The organism is Xanthomonas sp. A1809, assembly GCF_017746015.1.
Taxonomy (GTDB): domain Bacteria; phylum Pseudomonadota; class Gammaproteobacteria; order Xanthomonadales; family Xanthomonadaceae; genus Xanthomonas; species Xanthomonas euvesicatoria.
Map to the genome: position 1 here is coordinate 463,146 of NZ_JAGHWZ010000004.1, position 20,267 is coordinate 483,412.

Annotated in this window: 17 protein-coding genes; 4 read left to right on the plus strand and 13 right to left on the minus strand. The window is 66.0% G+C overall.

What is annotated here, in order from left to right; all coding sequences use genetic code 11:
* The first annotated feature begins 92 nt into the window (after positions 1–92).
* A complete protein-coding gene (locus tag J7396_RS05970; protein WP_008575022.1) occupies positions 93–1,100 on the plus strand; it encodes a TIGR00266 family protein in 1,008 nt (335 codons plus the stop codon).
* Between the two features lie 28 nt (positions 1,101–1,128).
* On the opposite strand, the gene J7396_RS05975 is transcribed toward J7396_RS05970, so the two are convergent.
* A complete protein-coding gene (locus J7396_RS05975; RefSeq protein WP_343237461.1) occupies positions 1,129–2,304 on the minus strand; it encodes an amidohydrolase in 1,176 nt (391 codons plus the stop codon).
* Between the two features lie 369 nt (positions 2,305–2,673).
* Between J7396_RS05975 and J7396_RS05980 the strand changes: the two genes are divergently transcribed.
* Positions 2,674–3,717 (plus strand): patatin-like phospholipase family protein, encoded by a 1,044-nt coding sequence (locus tag J7396_RS05980; protein WP_209261140.1) that lies wholly within the window; start codon positions 2,674–2,676, stop codon positions 3,715–3,717.
* Positions 3,718–4,122: 405 nt separating this feature from the next.
* Here the strand turns inward: J7396_RS05980 and J7396_RS05985 are convergent, their stop codons facing one another.
* Positions 4,123–6,321, minus strand: a complete 2,199-nt coding sequence (locus J7396_RS05985; RefSeq protein WP_008575025.1) for a TonB-dependent siderophore receptor — start codon at positions 6,319–6,321, stop codon at positions 4,123–4,125.
* A gap of 293 nt (positions 6,322–6,614) precedes the next feature.
* Entirely contained in the window at positions 6,615–7,097 is a 483-nt protein-coding gene (locus J7396_RS05990; protein WP_003490476.1) for an Lrp/AsnC family transcriptional regulator, read from the minus strand.
* A 127-nt stretch (positions 7,098–7,224) separates the two neighbouring features.
* On the opposite strand from J7396_RS05990, the gene phhA reads away from it, so the two are divergent.
* Together phhA and J7396_RS06000 are read left to right on the plus strand one after the other, a co-directional pair.
* On the plus strand, positions 7,225–8,115 hold the full coding sequence (phhA, locus tag J7396_RS05995; RefSeq protein WP_008575026.1) for a phenylalanine 4-monooxygenase: 891 nt from the start codon (positions 7,225–7,227) through the stop codon (positions 8,113–8,115).
* A 137-nt stretch (positions 8,116–8,252) separates the two neighbouring features.
* Positions 8,253–8,897: a DUF4375 domain-containing protein gene (locus tag J7396_RS06000; RefSeq protein ID WP_209261141.1), complete on the plus strand. Its 645-nt coding sequence runs from the start codon at positions 8,253–8,255 to the stop codon at positions 8,895–8,897.
* Positions 8,898–9,123: 226 nt separating this feature from the next.
* Here J7396_RS06000 and J7396_RS06005 read toward each other — a convergent pair whose 3' ends face one another.
* From J7396_RS06005 to J7396_RS06050, 10 genes are all read right to left on the minus strand, one after another.
* Positions 9,124–10,236, minus strand: a complete 1,113-nt coding sequence (locus J7396_RS06005) for a GDSL-type esterase/lipase family protein (protein ID WP_209261142.1) — start codon at positions 10,234–10,236, stop codon at positions 9,124–9,126.
* Between the two features lie 220 nt (positions 10,237–10,456).
* On the minus strand, positions 10,457–11,119 hold the full coding sequence (locus tag J7396_RS06010) for an RpiB/LacA/LacB family sugar-phosphate isomerase (RefSeq protein WP_008575029.1): 663 nt from the start codon (positions 11,117–11,119) through the stop codon (positions 10,457–10,459).
* A gap of 233 nt (positions 11,120–11,352) precedes the next feature.
* Complete coding sequence (gene kduD, locus J7396_RS06015) at positions 11,353–12,108, minus strand: 2-dehydro-3-deoxy-D-gluconate 5-dehydrogenase KduD (RefSeq protein ID WP_008575030.1); 756 nt, start codon at positions 12,106–12,108, stop codon at positions 11,353–11,355.
* 182 nt (positions 12,109–12,290) lie between these two features.
* Positions 12,291–13,145, minus strand: a complete 855-nt coding sequence (gene kduI, locus J7396_RS06020; RefSeq protein ID WP_011345891.1) for a 5-dehydro-4-deoxy-D-glucuronate isomerase — start codon at positions 13,143–13,145, stop codon at positions 12,291–12,293.
* 421 nt (positions 13,146–13,566) lie between these two features.
* Positions 13,567–14,625 carry a LacI family DNA-binding transcriptional regulator gene (locus tag J7396_RS06025; protein ID WP_011345890.1) on the minus strand — a complete coding sequence of 353 codons (1,059 nt, stop codon included), beginning with the start codon at positions 14,623–14,625 and terminating at the stop codon, positions 13,567–13,569.
* Positions 14,626–14,766: 141 nt separating this feature from the next.
* On the minus strand, positions 14,767–16,350 hold the full coding sequence (locus tag J7396_RS06030; protein ID WP_041469209.1) for a family 43 glycosylhydrolase: 1,584 nt from the start codon (positions 16,348–16,350) through the stop codon (positions 14,767–14,769).
* A 193-nt stretch (positions 16,351–16,543) separates the two neighbouring features.
* Entirely contained in the window at positions 16,544–17,827 is a 1,284-nt protein-coding gene (locus J7396_RS06035; protein ID WP_008574485.1) for a TRAP transporter large permease, read from the minus strand.
* Positions 17,827–18,348, minus strand: coding sequence for a TRAP transporter small permease (locus tag J7396_RS06040; protein WP_008574483.1), 522 nt, complete (start codon positions 18,346–18,348; stop codon positions 17,827–17,829). The genes J7396_RS06035 and J7396_RS06040 overlap by 1 nt, the downstream gene beginning before the upstream one ends.
* Positions 18,349–18,358: 10 nt before the next feature.
* Positions 18,359–19,357: a TRAP transporter substrate-binding protein gene (locus J7396_RS06045; RefSeq protein ID WP_008574481.1), complete on the minus strand. Its 999-nt coding sequence runs from the start codon at positions 19,355–19,357 to the stop codon at positions 18,359–18,361.
* Between the two features lie 36 nt (positions 19,358–19,393).
* Entirely contained in the window at positions 19,394–20,215 is an 822-nt protein-coding gene (locus tag J7396_RS06050) for a 2-keto-4-pentenoate hydratase (RefSeq protein ID WP_008574478.1), read from the minus strand.
* Positions 20,216–20,267 lie beyond the last annotated feature (52 nt).

A 20,267-nucleotide genomic window follows, 5' to 3' on the forward strand; every position in this document is an offset into this window, starting at 1 on the left:
ACAACCACGCTCTGCAGACATGACCTTGGACACGGGACGCCGCCGCGGCGCTTGCGCTTAGACTCGCCGCACACACAGACAGGAGTCGTCCGATGGCCCAGTGGTATTTCCATAACCCCGGACAGGCCGACCGTCTCGGCCCGCTCGACGATGCCAGCGCCCGCGCGCATGCGCAGCGCCAACCCGATGCGCTGGCCTGGCGCGACGGGCTCGATGGCTGGACGCCGGCCCGCCAGCTGGCCGAGCTGCAGGGCAGCGGTAGCGCGCCGCCGCCGTTGACCGGCATGAGCGGGCGCGCAGATGAGATCGACTACCGCATCGTCGGCAACGACATGCAGTTCGTCGAAGTCGAGCTGGACCCCGGCGAAAGCGCCATCGCCGAGGCCGGTGCGCTGATGTACAAGGACGCGGCGGTGCAGATGGACACCGTGTTCGGCGACGGCTCGCATGCCGGTCAAAGTGGCGGCGGGCTGATGGGCAAGCTGCTGTCGGCCGGCAAACGCGTGGTCACCGGCGAAAGCATGTTCACCACCGTGTTCACCCACGCCGGCAGCGGCAAGGCCAAGGTCGCTTTCGCCGCGCCCTACCCGGGCACGGTGCTGGCGCTGCGCCTGTCCGAGCATGGCGGCCAGCTGATCTGCCAGAAGGACAGCTTTTTGGCCGGCGCGCGCGGGGTGTCGCTGGGCATCGCCTTCCAGCGCAAGATCCTCACCGGCCTGTTCGGCGGCGAGGGCTTCATCATGCAGAAGCTCGAAGGCGACGGCTGGGTGTTCGTACATGCCGGCGGTACGGTCGTCGAACGCGAGCTGGGCCCGGGCGAGCGTATCGACGTGGACACCGGCTGCGTGGTGGCCTACCACGCCGGCGTGGACATGGACGTGCGCCGCGTTGCGGGCCTGAAGAGCATGTTCTTCGGCGGCGAAGGCGTGTTCCTGGCCACCCTCACCGGCCCGGGCAAGGTCTGGCTGCAATCGCTGCCGTTCTCGCGCATGGCCGGCCGCATGCTGCAGGCCGCCCCGCAAGCCGGCGGCCAACAGCGCGGCGAAGGCTCGGTGCTGGGCGGCCTGGGGCGGTTGCTGGATGGCGATAACCGCTTCTGACCTACATCCCGGCGCGGCCGCGCCCATCTCAGGAGGGCGGCGGCATCACGTTCATCACCGCCAGTGTCATCGCTTCCACGCCGGTCCGGATGCTTGGCTGCGGCACCGGCGCGAAGTCCGGCGAATGGTTCACCGGAATCCGCTCGCCCGTTTGCCGGGCCTGCTGCAGCCACTGCGGATCGAGTCCACCGATGCCGAAGTAGAACGACGGCACGCCGGCAGCGACGAAGGCCGAATAGTCTTCGCTGGCGGCACTCGGTTCGCGCTGGCGCTCGGCATCGACCCCGAACGCCTGCGCGAAAACCGCCCCGGTACGCTCGGCCAGCGCTGCATCGTTGATCACCGCCCTGGACCCGCGCTCGCCCAGGGCGATCTGCGGTACCGGCGCGCCGGCCATCTGCGCACTGGCCAGCGCGGTACGTCGCACGCCGTCGAGCAGCTTGTCGCGCACCTGAGGGTCGTGGCTGCGGATGGTGCCGCGCAGCTGCGCGCGGTCGGGGATGACGTTGCCAGCCGTGCCGGCGTTGAACGCTCCAATGCTGACCACGCCAAACGCAGCCGGGTCTTTTTCGCGACTGATCACGCTCTGCACATCGACAACGAAGCGCGCCGCGATCAGGATCGGATCGATCGTCGCGGCGGGCATCGCCCCATGCCCGCCCTTGCCTTGGAACACCACCTCCAGCGCATCGGAGTTGGAGGTCACCGCCCCGGCCTTGTAGAACACATGGCCGTAGGCATCCGGGCCGACATGCAGGGCAAAGCCGTAGTCCGGCTTGCCGAACCGGGCAAACAGGCCATCGTCAAGCATCGCCTGCGCACCGCGACCCTTTTCCTCCGCTGGTTGGGCGATGAACATCAGCGTGCCGCGCCATTGGGCGCGCAGCTGCACCAAGGTTGCGGCCGTGCCGACCCAGGCCGCCATGTGAATGTCGTGACCGCAGGTATGCGCCACATAGGTATCGCGGTCGCTGGACTGCAGATGGACGTCGCTGGCGTACGCCAGCCCCGTGGTTTCCCGCATCGGCAACGCATCCAGTTCAGTGCGCACCATGATCGTGGGGCCGGGGCCATTGTGATACATCGCCACCAGCCCGGTCCGGCCAATGCCCGCGCTGACCCGAAACCCCAGCGCGCGCATTTCCTTGGCCAGCCGTTGCGCAGTCGCGGTTTCCTCGAAGCCCAGTTCGGGGTGCTGGTGCACGGTCCGGTATAGCGCCTCCCAACGTGGATAGTCCCGATCCAGAATGCCATCGACCTGCCGCTTGACCGCTACCGCGTCCAGCGCATGACAGGGCGATGCGGCTAGCAGCAGTGACAGTGCCAGTCCACGCAGCGGACACCGCGCAGACGCGTGATCGAAGATGCTGCTGCTGCAGACTGTGCGTTTGGCCGAGTCCATGCCCTACGGTACCAACGCAAGGACGCCCGATACCATCAGGGCAGGCGAGGTGTGCGCGCAGCGCGCAATATCTGCGCATGACGCCCTGCCGCCCGCCAATGCAGACCGGCGGCCAGGGCTGCGGCGTGTATGCTGCGCCGCTGTCCACATCGCGCCCAGTGCACGCTCGCCATGACCGCCTTTCCTAGCAAGTGCCTCCTGTTGTCCCTGTCCCTGTCACTGGCCGGGCTTCTCAGCGCCTGCGGGGGCGAGCCACGCCCGGCGACACCGGCGCCGGTGGTGCAGGCACCTTCGGCCGCAGCCTCCAAGCCCATCAAGATCGGCGTCGCGCTCGGTGGCGGTGCGGCCAAGGGCTTTGCGCATATCGGGGTGATCAAGATGCTCGAGGCCAACGGTTTCGCACCGGTGGTGGTGTCCGGCACCAGCGCCGGCAGCGTGGTGGGCGCGTTGTATGCCAGCGGCATGGATGCGTTCCAAATGCAGGAAAAGGCCGTCGCGCTCGACCAGACCAGCATCCGCGATGTGCGGCTGTTTTCCGGTGGGCTGGTGCAGGGCCAGAAACTGCAGGACTACGTCAACGAACAGCTCGGCGGCAAGCCGATCGAAAAACTGCGCAAGCCGTTCGCGGCGGTCGCCACGCGACTGGAAGATGGCGAACGCACCGTGTTCGTGCGCGGTAATGCCGGCCAGGCGGTGCGCGCGTCCAGCAGCATCCCGGGCGTGTTCGAGCCGGTGACCATCGGTCAATATCACTTCGTCGATGGCGGCGTGGTCAGCCCGGTGCCGGTGGATGCAGCGCGCCAGTTGGGTGCCGAATTCGTGGTGGCGGTGGATATCTCCAGCAAGGCCAGCGGCAAGAATCCGGGTGACCTGCTGGGCACGGTGAACCAGTCGATTTCGATCATGGGCCAGCGCCTGGGCGAGGCCGAACTCAAACGTGCCGACGTGGTCATTCGCCCGAAGGTCAACGAGATCGGCTCGGCCGATTTCAACCAACGTGCTGCGGCGATCCTCGAAGGCGAGCGCGCCGCAATGGCGGTGATGCCGCAGATTCGCGCCAAGATTGCGCAACTGCAGGCCGCGCGCAGCAGCGCAGTCCGGACCGCCGCCGACCAGGCCAAAGCGGCCAAGCAACAGGCGTACGAGGGCTGCCTGGAACAACGCTCGCGTTGGGAAAAACTGCGTGGCAAGGACCAGGCCTGCGTGGCACCGTGATGCGGCTGCGGTGCGAGGCGATCCGCAGTTGATGCCGGTGCCGCGCGAGCTCATGCGGAACTGAGCGGGCGTGGGCGCCTGGTTCGAGACGCGCGCATTTAGACCAGATGCGTGGGGCGACTGCGTTATTGATGCCTTGTGCTGATGTCCTGAGGGTGGCCGGACAAGGTCGCGGCCTGAGCCGCTTCGACGACGGCGTGGCGGTTCTTTCGGGTGCGCTGAGACGTGTCGGATGGGCGCGCGGCCGGGGCCGCTCCGACCGGGGCGGGGGTCTTTGGGTGTATCGGCGACGTCGGCACGGCCGGCACCGCGCTTGTAGGAGCGGCCCTGGCCGCGAGGCCTTATCGGTAGCAACGCCTGGACTTGATGGGCAATGTCTCAAGCCCAGACGTCATCGGCAATGTCTCAATACCGCCAACGCAGCGACACGCTGACAAAGCGCGGTTCGCCGTAGTTCTGATAATCCAGATTCGCCCAATAGGTCTTGTCGAACGCATTGCGCACCGCCAGCGTGGCGGTCCATTGGTCGCTGATGCGGTAGTTGGCGTTGAAATGCACCAGCGCGTACGGGTTCTGCACCACGGTGACGGGGGTGGTGGCGCCAGTGCCGTCGCCGGTGGGGCGTGCGATATTGAAGCCGCGCACCGCGCTCTGCCAGCTCACGCCGCCGCCGATGCTCAAGCGGTCCCACGTCCCCGGCAGGCGCCACTGGGTGGAGAGCTGCAGATAATCTTCGGGCAGGTTGGCGTAGATCGCATCGGTCGGCGCGCGCGTCACCTTGACGTGGGTATAGCCAGCGTTGATGGTCCAACCGGGTAGCACTTCGCCATTGAAGTCCACTTCCCATCCGCGGCTCTTGGTGCCGTCCACGCCGATGTACGCAGAGCTGCCATCCGGCAGCGAGGCTTCCGGCTGGGTCATGTCGCGCACCGCGTAGTTGTCCTGCTTGGCCTCGAAGACGGCAGCAGTGGCCATCGCATGACCATCGAACAACTGCGCCTTGATCCCGGCCTCCAGGTTGGAGCCTTCCACCGGTGCGAGCAGGTTGTTGTCCTTGTCGCGGTAGTTCTGCGGATTGAAGATTTCGGTGTAGCTGGCGTACACCGACACATCCGGCACGATGTCGTAGACCAGACCCACGTACGGGGTGACTTCGTCGCTGACGTCATAACGGCCGCTGGTGCCGGTGTAGCTGCCGCTGGCATTGAACGCCTGGGTGCGGGTCTCCCACGAACTCAATCGCGCGCCGGCAATCAACGACAGCGGGTCGGCCAGCCGCAAGCGCGTGGAGGCATACACGCCGCGCTGGGTGGTGCGTGCCTGGCGACGCGCACCGGTGCGCGTATAGGTCACTTCCGAAGCGTCGCCATTCCAATGGCGGATGTTGGGAATGAAATAGCAACGTTCGCTGCCGCAGGTGGCCCAGTCGTCGGGATAGGTCTGCGCCAGGGTATAGGTGGTCGATTGCAGGTCCTGCCAGCTGCCGCCGATCACCACATCGTGCTGGCGGCCGAACAGGGCGAATCCGCCGGACAGATACACGTCCACGCTATCGCGCGTGTCCTGCGTTTCGCCAGCGTTGGCGCGCAGAAACACGCCGCTGCCATCGGCGGCCGGGTAACCGGTGCCGTAGACGCGCAGGCTCTGCACGGCGCCCTTGGTGTGGGCGGCGTTGACGCGCAGCAACCAGTCCTGCCCGAAGCGTTGTTCCAGGTTGGCAAACGCGGTGCTGGTTTCGCGCTGCCAGCGGGTCCATTCCGGCGCCATGTTGGTCGAGCGCGACAGGTTGGCGAAGGAGCCGTCGGCCGCGAAGAACGGCACCGTGCCCCAGGTCGAGCCGACGGGGGTGTTGTCCTGGCGCTGATAGCCGACGGTGAGCGTGGTGCTGTCGGTCAGATCGCCTTCCAGCACTGCCATGCCCGACATCTTGTTGTCGTGGTACCGGTCGTAGTAGTAATCGCGGTCTTGCCAGGCCGCGACCACTCGGCTGCGCCAGCGCCCGTCTTCGGTCAGCGGCGCATTGACGTCGGCCTGCATGCGGCGGAAATCCCAGGTGCCGGCACTGACTGCAAACGAGGCATCGAAGTCCTTGCCCGGGCGCTTGCGCAGCAGGTTGACCGTGGCCGAGGGAATGCCGGCGCCGGTGAGCAGGCCGTTGGCGCCGCGGATCACCTCGATGCGGTCGTAGAAGACCGTGTCGTATTCCTGGTTGGTCGCACCGCTGTAGGTGGGCAGGCCATCGACCTGGAAGTCGGTGATCTGGAAACCGCGCGCGAAATACAGCGGGCGCTGGGTGTCGTAGAACGACACGTTGACGCCGGTGACGTTGCGCATCACATCGTCGATGCTGAACAGCGATTGCTCTTCCAGCCGCTGCAGCCCGATCACGCTCACCGATTGCGGCGTTTCCTGCAAGGTCAGCGGCAGGCGTGTGGTGGTGGCCGGCTGCGCGCGGCTCACCGTGCCGTTGACGCTGACCTGGTCGAGCGTCGTGGCGTTGGTCGCGTCGGCGGATTCGGCGGCATGGGCGGCGGGAGCCAAGGTCGACAGCGCGCACAGCAGCGCGGCAGGCAACAAGCCAAGGGGAGCGATGGCAGCAGACATGGGGCGTTCTCGTCGATCGCTGCGGACGCAGCGCGTCACGCAACAGGGAAAGGCACAGGCACACGCAGGCGTCCACTCGAACCGGCTGGCTGACCCTGCGTGGGCTGGCGATGCGACACGAACGACATGGCCGGACGCGGCCAGGATGTGAGGTAAATGTAAATCGTTATCGTTTATGTGGCAAGCAGCACGTTTCTTGCGTCCGCCTGGAAACCGGCGCAACGCCGGTGCGTCTTGCCGGCTGCGGCATGCGGGCGGTGCCCTGCCCTACTGGCACGCGGCTGGTTTGCACCTCAGGCCAGATGCGACAGCGGCAGACCTTCCGGCGCCTTCACCGTGCGCAGCACGAAGCTGGAATTCACATCCGACACGCCGGTGGCATTGAGCAGGCGATCGAGCAGAAACCGCGAGAAGTGTTCCAGGTCGCGGACCTGTACCTGCAGCAGGTAATCCATGTCGCCGGTCAGCGCCCAGCACGCCACCACCTCGTCCCAGCCGCGCACGCCCTCGGCGAAATGTTCGATGTCGGCCTGCCCGTGCTGCTCCAGCTGCACGCGCACAAACGCCTGCAAGCCCAGTCCCAGCGCGCGCGCGTCCAGGCGCGCGCCATAGCCGGCGATGATGCCGGCCGCCTCCAGCCGCTGGGTGCGGCGCAGGCACGCCGACGCCGACAGATTGACCTGCACGGCCAGCTCCGCATTACTGCTGCGCCCCTGCGTCTGCAGCAGGGCGAGCAGACGCAAATCGGTGCGGTCCAGGGCGATGGGTTGATCCATATGTTGCGCAGCAGCAGACGATGACGCACGAATCTTGCGCCAATCCGCTTGCACCGCGCAAGATTCGCAATCCCGTTGCGCGCACATCCGGCTAAGGTGACGGCTGATCACCGGGAAGAGCCGCTGCATGAATACCGCCCCGCAACGCGTCGAAAACCAGCTCACCGACAAAGGCTATGTGCCGGTCTACACCACCGCGGTGGTGGAGCAGCCGTGGGACAGCTACAGCGCCGACGATCACGCCACCTGGGGCACCTTGTATCGGCGCCAGCGCGAGCTGCTGGTGGGCCGCGCCTGCGACGAGTTCCTGCAGGCGCAGGACGCGATGGGCATGGGCGAAACGCACATCCCGCGCTTCGATGCGCTCAATCGCGTGCTGCAGGCGGCCACCGGCTGGACCCTGGTCGGCGTGCAGGGCCTGCTGCCGGAACTGGACTTTTTCGAACATCTGGCCAACAAACGCTTTCCGGTGACGTGGTGGATCCGCCGGCCCGATCAGATCGATTACATCGCCGAACCCGATCTGTTCCATGACCTGTTCGGCCACGTGCCGTTGTTGATGAACCCGCTGTTTGCCGACTTCATGCAGGCCTATGGCCGCGGCGGGGTCAAGGCGCACGGCATCGGCCCGGACGCGCTGCAGAACCTCACCCGGCTGTACTGGTACACGGTGGAATTCGGTCTGATCGACACGCCACAGGGCCTGCGCATCTACGGTGCCGGCATCGTGTCGTCCAAGGGCGAATCGCTGTATTCGCTGGAATCGCCGGCACCCAACCGCATCGGGTTCGACCTGCAACGCATCATGCGCACGCGCTACCGCATCGACAGCTTCCAGAAGACCTATTTCGTCATCGACAGCTTTGCGCAGCTGATGGAGGCCACCGCGCCGGACTTCACCCCGATCTATGCCGAGCTTGCGCAGCAACCGCAGGTGCCGGCGGGTGACGTGCTGCCGGGCGATCGGGTGATCCAACGCGGCAGCGGTGAGGGTTGGAGCCGCGACGGCGACGTGTGAGGTCGCTGCCGAGGTCACGCCGACCAACCGCTGCGCGGCGGTGCGGCGCGGTCACGATGCCGCGATGTGACCTGCATCGACTCGACACCACCGCCGACGCGCACTAAGGTCAAACCTCCCTACATCGCCTTCGCTCAATGGACCTGACGCATCTGCGCATCCGGCGCTTGGAGCTGGACGACACCCGCCTGCTGTTCACCCTGGCCAACGGCATCCGCATCGACGAGCCCATCCAGGCGCATCGGCTCCTGCTCAAGGCATCGCCGCCGCAACGCACGCAATGGCAGATCACCGAGGACGGCTTCGGGGTGAACTGGCCCGCGGTGGCGCCTCCCACCGCGGAGGGCCTGCTCAACATGCCCGAGTTGCTGTGGCGCCGCCGCGCTGCCCGCGCCCAGGCCAAGCTCACCCAGTTGCGCGGGCGCATGGATGCGCTGTCGCCGGGCGAACGCGAACTGATCGCGCTGGCGCGGCTGGATGCGGACATGAACGAGAGCGGCTACGCCCGCTATTTCGACCGCTGGGATGCGGCGACCCGCAGCGATGCTTTGCGGGGTCTGGCCGCCATGGGCGCGGCGCAAGCGCGTCAAGCCATCGAGGGCCTGGGCGCGGTGTTCGAGCGCCTGGAAGAAGATCCGAATCTGCTCAGCATCGAAGACATTCTCGATGCCATGAGCGACACCGACCGCCAACGCGTGGATGGGTGGGAAGAGGTCTACTACCGCCGCTCGGCCGAACTGGCGCGCCTGGGGCTGACGCACTACGGGGTGGATAAGGCCTGACGGTGCTGGAAGGCTTGCATCGCTGGATGTCGGCCGCGACCACCCCTGACATGGTTTGTGCGCCGGCGTGATCGGCTGTCTGCCGTCGCTGGCTCCTGCCGCTGATCCACTGCAGCCATCTGCACGTGGAAGCAAGCGACTCGCACGCTGGCCGTGCCTGATGACAACTCAGCCCATTTGAAAAACGCGGCGCTTCGTTGCAGCTGCGCTGTCTGGGGCGCGAGGGCTACTTGGATGCGGTGTACGCCAGCAACAGCACCAGCGGTTCTTCGCCGGTTTGCTGCAAGGCGTGCGTGCTGCCCGGTCGCGTCAACAACGCATCGCCAGCGGCGACATCGTATTGCTTTCCGTCCAGCGCATATAAACCGCGCCCACTGACGATGTAATAAATCTCGTCCTTGTCGTGCAGATGCAGGCCGATGCCGGCGCCCTTGTGCAGCACGCGTTTGCGCAGCACGAATTTCAGCGCCGGTGCATCTGCGAAGAACGGATACGCCGTGGTCGGGCCGGCGCCGCCATGCGGGCCGGGCTGTTCGCGGGCGAGATCGCGCTCGTGCACCACCAGCGAGGGATGCGCCTGCGCGGCGCGTTGCGCGCTGGTGTCGGGCGCAGCACCGCAATCGGCGTCGCGCTGCAGCTGCGCCTTGAGCGCCGGCTGCAGCTGCAACCAACCGTGCACCACCAGGCAGGCGATGGCGGTCGCGCCGGCGCGGCTGAAGTGGGTACCGTCGGCCTTGCCCTGTTCGGGCACGAACAGGAAATACGGTTTGGCCGCCTGCTCGCCGAGTGCGCGAATCCAGTCGCTGGAACTGGCGTTGAGATCGATCAAGCCAACGTGTTCCTGCGCGGCGAGTTGCTGCATCGCCAAGGTGTAGCGACCGTGGGTGTCGAGCAACGCGCCGAAGTCGTACAACAGCCGGGCGGCCGGCGTAATCAGGATGGGCGTCGCGCCTTTGTCGCGCGCAGTGGCGACATAGCGGCGCAGGAACTGCACGTAGTCGGTCGTGGGGTCGGTATAGCGCGTGGGGTCTTCGCGTTTGGCGTCGTTGTGGCCGAACTGGATCAGCAAGACATCGCCGCGTTGCAATTCTTTTGCGATGGCATCCAGCCGCCCTTCGGCGATGAAACTGCGCGTGCTGCGGCCGCCCTTGGCGTGATTGCGCACCTGCCATTGCGCCGGGTCGAACCAGTCCTGCAGCAGTTGGCCCCAACCGGCTTGCGGCGCGCGCTCGGCGCCGTATTCGGCAGCAGTGGAATCGCCCGCGATGAAGATGCGCTGAGGTTCGGCGCGGGCGCTATTTGCGCAGAGCAGCAGCAATGCGAACAACAGCAGACGCATGATGGGCTCCAGGAACAATGCTAAGGACGCGACGCTGTTTCCTTCTCCCATCGGGAGAAGGTGCCCGAAGGGCGGATGAGGGTGCGGCGGCAAGGAAATGTTGGACGGCCGTCCTGTCTTCTCAAGCCTTTCAAGCCTCCCCGTTCAGGCCAGCTGTCTTCGCCTTACCCTCACCCCAACCCCCCTCCCGGCGGGAGAGGGGCTAAAACGCACTGACTAATTACGCAGCTGCAGCAGCAGCTTCGGTCTTGCCCAGCAGGCCGGCAACGAAGTTGCGGATTTCAGCATCCTGGGCGTTGTCGAAGAAGCACTGCTGGAAGCGCTCGCCGCCGATGGCCTGCTTGATCAGTTCCGGGTCGATGGCGCGCAGGCCGTCCAGGTACGACTTGGCGGTGGCCTGCTTGAGCTGGGTCAGGATGCCGGCGTTGGCCTGCTGCGATTCGCGACGCTCGGCCGGATAACCCATGCCACGCTCGCCGCTGAAGGCCTTTTCGAAGATGTAGCGCACGTTGATTTCCGCACCCCAGCCGTAGCCCTTGGCAAACGCCAGCGACAGCGCGTTGCCGTTGTTGACCTGGGCAAACAGGTAGGCGTCGGTCGGCTCGATGCAGTAGCCGCAAAACACGCCCGGATGGGCGTTGAGCGACATCATCGCGCCCTGGCCGGTGCCGCAACCGGCAACCACGAAGTCCACCGCCTTGGAGTTCAGCAGCAGGCTGGCGACGATGCCCAGGTGGATGTAGGTCAGGCGGTGGTCGTTGTCGCCGTCCATGCCGACGTTGAACACGCTGTGGCCCTGCTCGCTGGCGACCTCGTTGAGCTGCTGCAGGATCACCGGGTTCTTGGCGGCCTGGCTAAACTCATTCATGAGTGCGATTTTCATGGGGATGCTCCGATTGGTTTGGGGAAGTTGTGTCGACTGTGGAGTCGGTTGGTGTGCGCGCCTGGGTGCGGTCTTGATTCGCTTTTCAGGTGCGTTGTCGGTGAGCGATCAGGTTCTGAAGAACGTGTCGGAGCTGCGGGACGCGTCTGGTCATGTGCATGCACCCCGACCCTCATCCGCCCTTCGGGCACCTTCTCCCAATGGGAGAAGGAGAGCCGTACAGAGGCGAGCGCTTAGCGCGCCAGCCAACCACCGTCGACCGGAATGATGGCGCCGTTGACGTAGTCCGACGCGCTGCTGGCCAGGAACACCGCGGTGCCGCCCAGGTCGGCCGGCACGCCCCAGCGCGCGGCCGGAATGCGGTCCAGGATGGCCTTGTTGCGGTCTTCGTCGGCACGCAGCTGCGCGGTGTTGTCGGTGGCCATATAGCCCGGTGCGATGGCATTGGTGGTCACGCCCTTGCTGGCCCATTCGTTGGCAAGCAGGCGGGTGATGCCGGCGATGCCGGACTTGCTGGCAGTGTAGGACGGCACGCGGATACCGCCCTGGAACGACAGCATCGAGGCGATGTTGATGATCTTGCCGCGGCCTTGCGCGATGAAGTGACGGCCTGCGGCCTGCGCCATGAAGAAGGCCGATTTCAGGTTGACGTTGAGCACGTCGTCCCAGTCCTGCTCGCTGAAATCCACCGCATCGGTGCGACGGATCAGGCCGGCGTTGTTGACCAGAATATCCAGCCCGCCGAGGCCGGCGATGGTCTCCTCGATGATGCGCTGCACCGGCTCGATGCTGATCAGGTTGGCTTCGATGGCGATGAAGCGGCGGCCCAACGCCTTGACCTTGGCTTCGGTCTCGGTGGGCGCCTGGATGCCGGCGGCAGCGATGTCGGCACCTGCCTCGGCCAAGGCCAATGCGATGCCCTGGCCCAGGCCGGTATTGGCACCGGTGACCAGTGCGACCTTGCCTTCGAGACTGAACGGATTGCTCATTACCTTATCGCTCCTGCTGGATGTGCCGTGGTGTGATGAGTAAGCCGCGTAGCGCGCGGCCGGGTTGTACGAACTGCTGCAACGCCGGCGCCCAACTGGGTCGCGCCAGCGTTGTTGGCGCCGGCCTCGCACCAGGCGGCGTCATGTCTGGCCTGGTGGGTGCCGGCACGTCGATGCAGGCCTTACTTGAGCTGGCAGATGTCCAGCACGTGCATGTCGGTGTAATCCAGGTTTTCGCCGCCCATTGCCCAGATGAAGGCGTAATTGCTGGTGCCGGCGCCCATGTGGATGGACCACGGCGGCGACACCACCGCTTCGTTGTTCTGGATCACGATGTGGCGCTGCGCATCGGGTTCGCCCATGAAGTGGTAGACGCGGTCGTTGGCGCCCAGGTCGAAATAGAAATACACCTCGCTGCGGCGGTCGTGCAGATGCGGCGGCATGGTGTTCCAGACGCTGCCGGGCTTGAGCACGGTCAGGCCGAGCAACAGCTGCGAGGACTGGCAGGTGGCCGGCACGATGTACTGGTAGATGGTGCGCTCGTTGCTGGTTTCCAGCGCACCGCGCTCCAGTGCCACAGCATCCTTGATCGAGAGCTGCTTGGTCTCAAAGCGCGCATGCGCCGGCGTGGAGGCGAGATAGAACTTGGCCGGGTTGGCCGCGTCTGCGGAGGCAAAACTGACATCGGTGCTGCCCATCGCCACGTACAGGCCGTCCTTGGGCCCCAGCGTGTAGGCGGTGCCGTCCACGGTCACCGTGCCGGTGCCTGCGCCGACATTGAGAACGCCCAGCTCGCGACGCTCCAGGAACGGATGCCCCGCGGCCGAGGCGGGCTCGGTCTGCCTGGGCAGTTCCAGCGTCTTGCCCAGCGGCGCGGCGCCACCGAGCACGAAGCGCTCGTAGTGGGTGTACTTGAGCGTCACCGCGTCGTCCACGAACAGCCCATCAAGCAGATACAGCTCGCGCAGCGCGTCGTTGCTGGCGCCCTTGATGGCGTCGGGATGGGTGGCGTAGTGCGTTTTGCAGTACAGGGACATGGCACTTCTCCAAGGCAAGCAAGGGGGAACGTGGGCTTGCACGGGGCTAGTCTACCGACTCTGGTTAACCGGTGTCATTGCGCAGTGCACGAAAGACGGTGTCGGTGGACGCACGGACTACCAACTCCCTTCTCCCATCGTGAGAAGGTGCCCCGCAGGGGCGGATGAGGGTACGAGGCTGCGCGCTGTGTTGAAGAGCACAGCTTGCTTTGTGGGTGGTGGCCTATTGCCTCCCGGCGCAAGCCTGAGCTTTCTAAATTGGCTGCCTGCCGCCTTACCCTCACCCCAACCCCCGCTCCGCGCCCCGGCCCGCGCCAGCGGCGCGGGCGCTCCAAGGCACGCGCGGCGATGCCGCGCAAGCTGTGCCTTCTCGCCCCGGCGGGAGAGGGGCTTTGTTCCTCTTCCGCCAGGACCAAGTAGCTCAATCTTCCGGCGGCTGGCAGGAGTCGCGCACGATCAGGTGCGGCCGCACGCTGGCGGTGGGCAGCTGCGGCGCGTTGTCGGGCTGGATCAGCATCGCCGCGGCGGTGCGGCCGGTGTCGCGGGTGTGGCGGCGCACCGAGGTCAACGGCGGCCACAGCCGCGAGGCCAGCGAGCTGTCGTCGTAGCCGATCACCGAGAGCTGGCGCGGGATACTGATGCCGGCGCGCAGGGCGACCTTGTAGATACCGGCGGCCATTTCGTCGTTACCGGTGAAGATGGCGGTGGGGCGCTTCTTGCCCAGCAGCAGCTTTTCGGCCGCCGCCACGCCCGATTCGAAGGTGTAACCGGCTTCGACGATGCGCTCGGGCGGCAGTTCGATGCCGCGCCGGGTCAGCGCGTCGGCAAAGCCGGAGGTGCGCTCGATCGAGGAGCGGTAGGCGCTGGGGCCGGTGACCAGGGCGATGTCGCGGTGGCCCAGCGAAAGCAGGTAATCGGCCGCCTCCGCTGCCCCGTCGCGGTCGTGGGTGATCACCGTCTGCGAGGTGGTGTCCAGCGCGATCGAGGCGATGCGGGTGTAGCGGCAACCGATCTCGGCCAGCATGTCGGCCAGCGCCTGGTCTTCGGAGGCGCGTGGCACCAGGATCACGCCGTGCAGCTTCTGCGCCTGCGCAAAGCGGCGCACGCCTTCGATATAGCCGGGACTGCGGCTGTCGCAGGGGTGCACCACCAGTTCGAAGCTGGAACCGCGCAGCGCGTCCAGCGCGCCGTACTGCATGTCCACGATGTATTGCGCGGTGGGGTTGTCGTAGACCATGCCGATCAGGAACGAACGGCGGAACGCCAGCCCGCGCGCGAGCGGATCCGGCGCATAGCCGACCTCGCGCATCAGCGCCTCGACCTTCTCGCGCGTGTCCTGCCGCACCAGCGGCGAATTGTTGATGATCCGCGAGACGGTCTTCTTGGACACGCCCGACATCCGCGCGATGTCGTTGATCGTTGCGACCCGACCCTTCGGCAGGCCAGGCATTCCCTCTTCAGGCATCTTGCGGGCGGGCATAGCGGTCAACCAGTAAAGTTGATTGGATTCTACCGGCCCGACGGCCGGCAGACCTGAGCGAAGCCTGCCGCTGCACCGGGTCCGCCGTGACGGGCCCGCCACAGCAGGCAGCGCCACGACATGCCCGCCGATGCAGAACGGTCAGTCCAGGGCGCGGTAGCGGAAATTGCGGAATTCCACCTGGCCGGGGCCTGCGGCATACAGCGCCGGCTTCAGGGCCAGGAACTTGCCGGCCACGTTGTGGTGGTAACCGGACACTTCCATCTGCACCGGGTACTTGGTCCAGGCCTTGCCATCGGTGCTGCTGTGAATGGTGACGATGTGGCGGTTGTTGGTGACGCGCAGCCATAGCGTGCCGCCGTTGGTGCTGGGCGCCAGCGTGGCCGGGCGTTCCTCGCCGTAGCGATGCATGACGAACTGTTGCCCATTGCTGCCGACGCCGGCATAGAGCTTGTCGCTGTAGAACAGCAACGCCCCGCCCTGTCCGCCCGGTGACACGGTCATCTGCACTTCGAACTGGTAGGCCGGGTCGGTGGCGATCACCGTCAGCGGCGAAGCGTCGCGCGGCGCGCTGCCCTTGCCCTGCAGCCGCAACACGCCATTGCCCACCTGCAGGCGCTTGGCCTCGTCGGCAGCCGGATTGAAGAACGCCCACTGCGGGCCGAGCGTGCTGGCGCGGAAATCGTCCGACAACGCCAACCCGTGCGGCAGGGCCTGCCCACTGGGCTTTTTCAGCGGCGTGCCCAGGTCCCCACCCTTGGCGACGAACCAGCCATCGGGCGTCCATTCGATCGGGTCCAGCAGCGCCTGCCGGCCTAGCGTCCAGTAGCCGTTTTCGTAGCCGTGGTAGAGCATCCACCAGCGCTTGTCGGTGCCCTCCACCAGGGTGGCGTGGCCGCGCGACCACCACGGCTCCTGCGCGCTCCTGGTGCGGGTGATCGGGTTGTTGGGCGCGTTCTGCCAGGGGCCGTGGATCGAGCGCGAACGCGCAGTGATCACCATGTGCCCGGTCGGCGGGCCGGCGGTTCCGCCCACGGCGGTGGTCATGTAGTACCAGCCGTTGTGGCGGGTGATCTTGGGGCCTTCCTGGGCGTAGCCTTCCACGTCCCAGCTTTCCGGATATTTCCAGCCGTCGTAGACGTGCTTGGGGGTGCCGACCACCTTCAGGCCGTCATCGGACAGCTGCACGTAATCGCCGCCGCTCAGGAACAGGTAACGCTTGCCGTCCTCGCCCACTGCATGGCCGGGGTCGATGTATTTGCCCAGGCCGATGTCGATCGGCGCGCTCCACGGGCCTTTGATGTCGTCGGCCCAGACCACAAAATTGCTGCGCTCGCCCTGGTCGCCGCGCCGCGCCGGGAAGTAGATGTAGTAGCGCTTGCCGTGCTTGATCAGGTCCGGTGCCCAGATCGCGCCCACGTTCTGGGTGATGGCGTGGCCCAGCGGCTGCCAGTTGACCAGATCGCGCGAGTGCCAGATCGGCAGGCCCGGGTAGGCATCGAACGAAGACAGCGTGAGGTAGTAATCATCGCCATCCTTGAGCACCGACGGGTCGGGATGGTCGCCGGCCAGCACCGGATTGAGAAAGCTGCCATCGCCCTGGTCGGCGATGCGCTGGTGCTCGATACCGCGCTTCCAGTCCGCCGCAGCGCTCAGGCCGGCGCACAGCAGCAAGCCGCCGGCCATCAGCCAACGCCATCGGGATGAAATGGGACGCACACGCATGCTCTCTCCTAGTCCCGGATGCCGGGCTTTACCACGATGGCGCGCAATGCCACCGGTTAACCAGATGCGACAGAGCCTCCCGCCGGCAGCGACGCCTGACGCGCCTGCGTGTGGATGGCAGGCGCTCGTTACCACGCGAACAAGCCGTACCGACCGCCCGTTTGCCGTTACGCAATCACGCAATCGCCCCAGCTCAGGCGCGCAGGGCGCGCGGCAGCCACAGCGACAACTCAGGGAAAAAGGCAACGATCAACAGCACGCACAACGCCGCCAGCCAGAACGGCCAGATGGTGCGCATGCTTTGCGCGATGGTGATCTGCCCGATGGAAGTACCGATGAACAACACCGAGCCGATCGGCGGCGTGATCAGGCCGATACCGCCGGCCAGCACCATCACCAGGCCGAAGTGGATCGGGTCGATGCCGTAGGCCTTCACCACCGGCAGGAAGATCGGCGTGCAGATCAGGATCTTCGGCGCCAGGTCCATGAACATGCCCAGCAACAGCAGCATCACCACGATCATCAACAGCACCATGTTCTTGCTGTCGGCAATGGCCTGCAGGAACTTCACCGCTGCCGCAGGCACCTGCAAATAGGCCAGCAACCAGCCGAACACCGCAGCGGTGGCGATCACGAACAGGATCACGCCGGTGGTGCGCGCCGCATGCGTCACCGCCGCGAAGAACTCGGCCCAACGCAATTGGCGATACAGCAATGCGGTGACGATCAATGCGTACACCACGGCAATGGCGGCGCTTTCCACCGCGGTGAAGATGCCGGCGCGAATCCCGATGAAGATCAATCCGACCAACCCCAGGCCGGGCAGCGCACCGATCAGGCGCAGGGCCACCGCACGCCAACCGGGAAAGGCTTCGGTGCCGTAGCCGCGATGACGCGCCACTGCATAGCCGGTCACCATCATCGCGGCGGTCATCAACAACGCCGGAAAGATGCCGGCCGCGAACAGATCGGCAATCGACAAGCCGCCGCCGGCTGCGGCCGAGAACAGGATCAGGTTATGCGAAGGCGGCACCAGCAAGGCCACCAGCGCAGCGGTCATGCTCACGTTCACCGCGTAATCGCGGTCGTAACCGCGTTTGATCATCTGCGGAATCATGGTGCCGCCCACCGCCGAGACATCGGCAATCGCCGAGCCGGAGACGCCGCCGAAGAACAGCGACGACAGCACGCTGACCTGGCCCAGACCGCCGCGCACACGCCCGACCAACGACGAGGCCAAGGCGATCAGGCGTTCGGAAATGCCACCGCGCAACATCAACTCGCCAGCGAAGATAAACAGCGGGATCGCAATCAACGACGCCGAGCCGCTACCGGCAGAAATCTGCTGCACCAGCACTACCGTGGGCAGGTCCAGATACAGCAGCGTGGCCAGTGCCGCCGCGCCCAGGGCGTAGGCCACCGGCACGCCGATCAACAGCAGCACCACGAAGGTGCCCAACAACATGGCGATGCCCATCAGCGCACTCCTCCAGCATGGACCGGGCGCAGCACACGCCACAACTTGAACACGGCAAACAGCACCATCAGCGCACCGCCGATCGACAGCGGCAGGTAGTTGATGCTCTGCGGCATCTGCGCACCGGCCATCTTGATATCCAGCCCGTCCAACAGCAGCGCCGCGCTCCACCACGCCAGCACCGCGCCAATGGACATGATCATCAGCGGGCGGATCACTTCGAACATCTTGCGCACCAGCGGCGGCACGTGTTCGCCCAGCAGGTAGAAGCCGAAGTGGCGGTTGGTATGCACGCCGGCCGCCGCGCCCAGGCTCAGGGCGGTGCTCAGCAGCAACAGGGTTACCGGCTCGGTCCAGCTGGGCGAGTCGTTGAGCACGTAGCGGGTAAACACCTGCCAGCCCTGCACGACCACCAGGCCCAGCAGCGCCAAGGAGGCCACGCCCACGGCGATATCGGAAACGCGGTCCAGCGCGCGCTGCAACGGCGCGACCGGGACGGCAACAGTCTCGGGTTCGGTCATCGGGTCACCTCTATGCGAAATCGCGGATGCGGCGGTACAGCGCTTCGATCTCCGGCTGCTTGCGGTATTCGGCCAGCAGCGGGGCAGCGGCGGCGCGGAACGCCGGCATGTCGACCTGGTTGAGCTTCACGCCGTAGTCGATGACCTGCTTGCGCGCCACCGTCTCGGAGGCATCCCACAAGTTGCGCATCACCGGCACCGAGGCACGCGCCAGTTCCACCACCAGGCCGCGGTCGGCCGCGCTCAGCGATTGGAAACTCTGGCGCGACATCACCAGGATGTCCGGCGCGTAGGAGTGTTCGCTCTGCGACCAGTAATGCGCGGCTTCGAAATGCCGGCTGGACTGGAAGCTGCGCATGTTGTTTTCCGCACCGTCGATCATGTGCGTTTCCATCGCCGAGAACGTCTCGCCCAGCGACATCGGCGTGGGGTTGGCGCCCAGCATGCGCATCAGCTTGAGGAAGATGTCCGACGACGCCACCCGCAATTTCAGGCCCTTGAGATCTTCCGGGCGATGCAGCGGATGCTTGGTGTTGTAGAAGCAGCGCGCGCCCGAATCGTAGATGGCAAGACCGACCAGATCGCGCTGCTCGAAGCTGCGCAGCACGCTGTCGCCGACATGCCCGTCGATGGCCCGGCGCAGATGCGGTACCGAATCGAACACATACGGCAGGCATAGCGCCTGCGTGAGCGGGAAGGTGTTGTTCAACGCGCCCGAATACACACGGGTGATGTCGATGGCGCCAAAGCGCGCCATGTCGATCGCCTCCGACTCGCGGCCCAGTTGGCCGGAGTGGTACTGGCGCAGCTTGAGCCGGCCATGGGTGCGTTCTTCCAGCTGCTTGCCGAACCAGCGCACCGCTTCCACGGTGGGGTAATCGCCGACGTGCACATCGGTGGCGGTGAGCAACTGCCCGCCGGGAATCGGCGTGGTGGCGCCGGCACCCAACCAGGGGGCGGCAGCCGCGGCGCCGAGCCCGGCACCAAGAAAATGTCTGCGTGTGATCATTGGCGCCCTCCCAAGCGTCTGGTCACGGGGCCGCCGTCAACTGGCGGACACAGCCGTACAGGAAATATCGCCGATGCCGGCGAAGCGAATCAGGGCACGCTGCCCCACTTCGATGTCGTGGATACCGGTGGCATTGCCGGTGGCAATCAGATCACCGCGCTTGAGCGGACGCCCGCGCTGTGCCGAACGGCTGAGCGCGAATGCGTAGGCCGCGCGCAGGCCGCCGGGCAAGGTGGTGGCGCCGCCGGTGCCGACCACCTGGTCGTCGATCAGCGTCTGCGCAGTGAGCGCAGCCTCGTCGCGCGCCAGCCAATCGGTCACTTCCGGGCCCAGAATCAGGCCGTTGTTGTTGCCGAAGTCCGAAATCACCACCCGCGGGCCCAACTGGTTGATGGTGGCCAGCGGGCTGCTGGCGATTTCCACCCCGATGAACAAGGTGGCCGGCACCTGCGCGGCCTGCTCCGGGGTAAAGTGGGTCTGCTCGGCCGGGGCATCGGCGCCGAGCACGAGCACATATTCGGCTTCCACCGCGCCGAAGCCGCCGACAAAGATCGGGAACTCGGTTGTTCCACCGGTAGCATTCCAGACCTTCTGCGAGAAGATCGGGCCAAGCAGGCGCTCGTCGCCGGATGCATCGCGGCGCTCGGCGGCGATATACCCCACCTTCCAGCCCACGACATGGTCGTGCCATTGGCTGATGGCGATGTCCTGCACCTGGTAGGCGGTGACCAGATCGTCGGGGATTTGCCCGGGAAAGTCAGGCAGCGATGCCCCTGCACGGCGTGCTTCCACAAAGCGCTGGGCGATGGCGGACAGCGTGGATGTGGACGGTGGCGGAGTGGCGGCGTCGTTGCTCAAGGGTGTCTCCCCGATAGGTGTCTTGTTGCACTGCCAATCGACAGCGGCACGG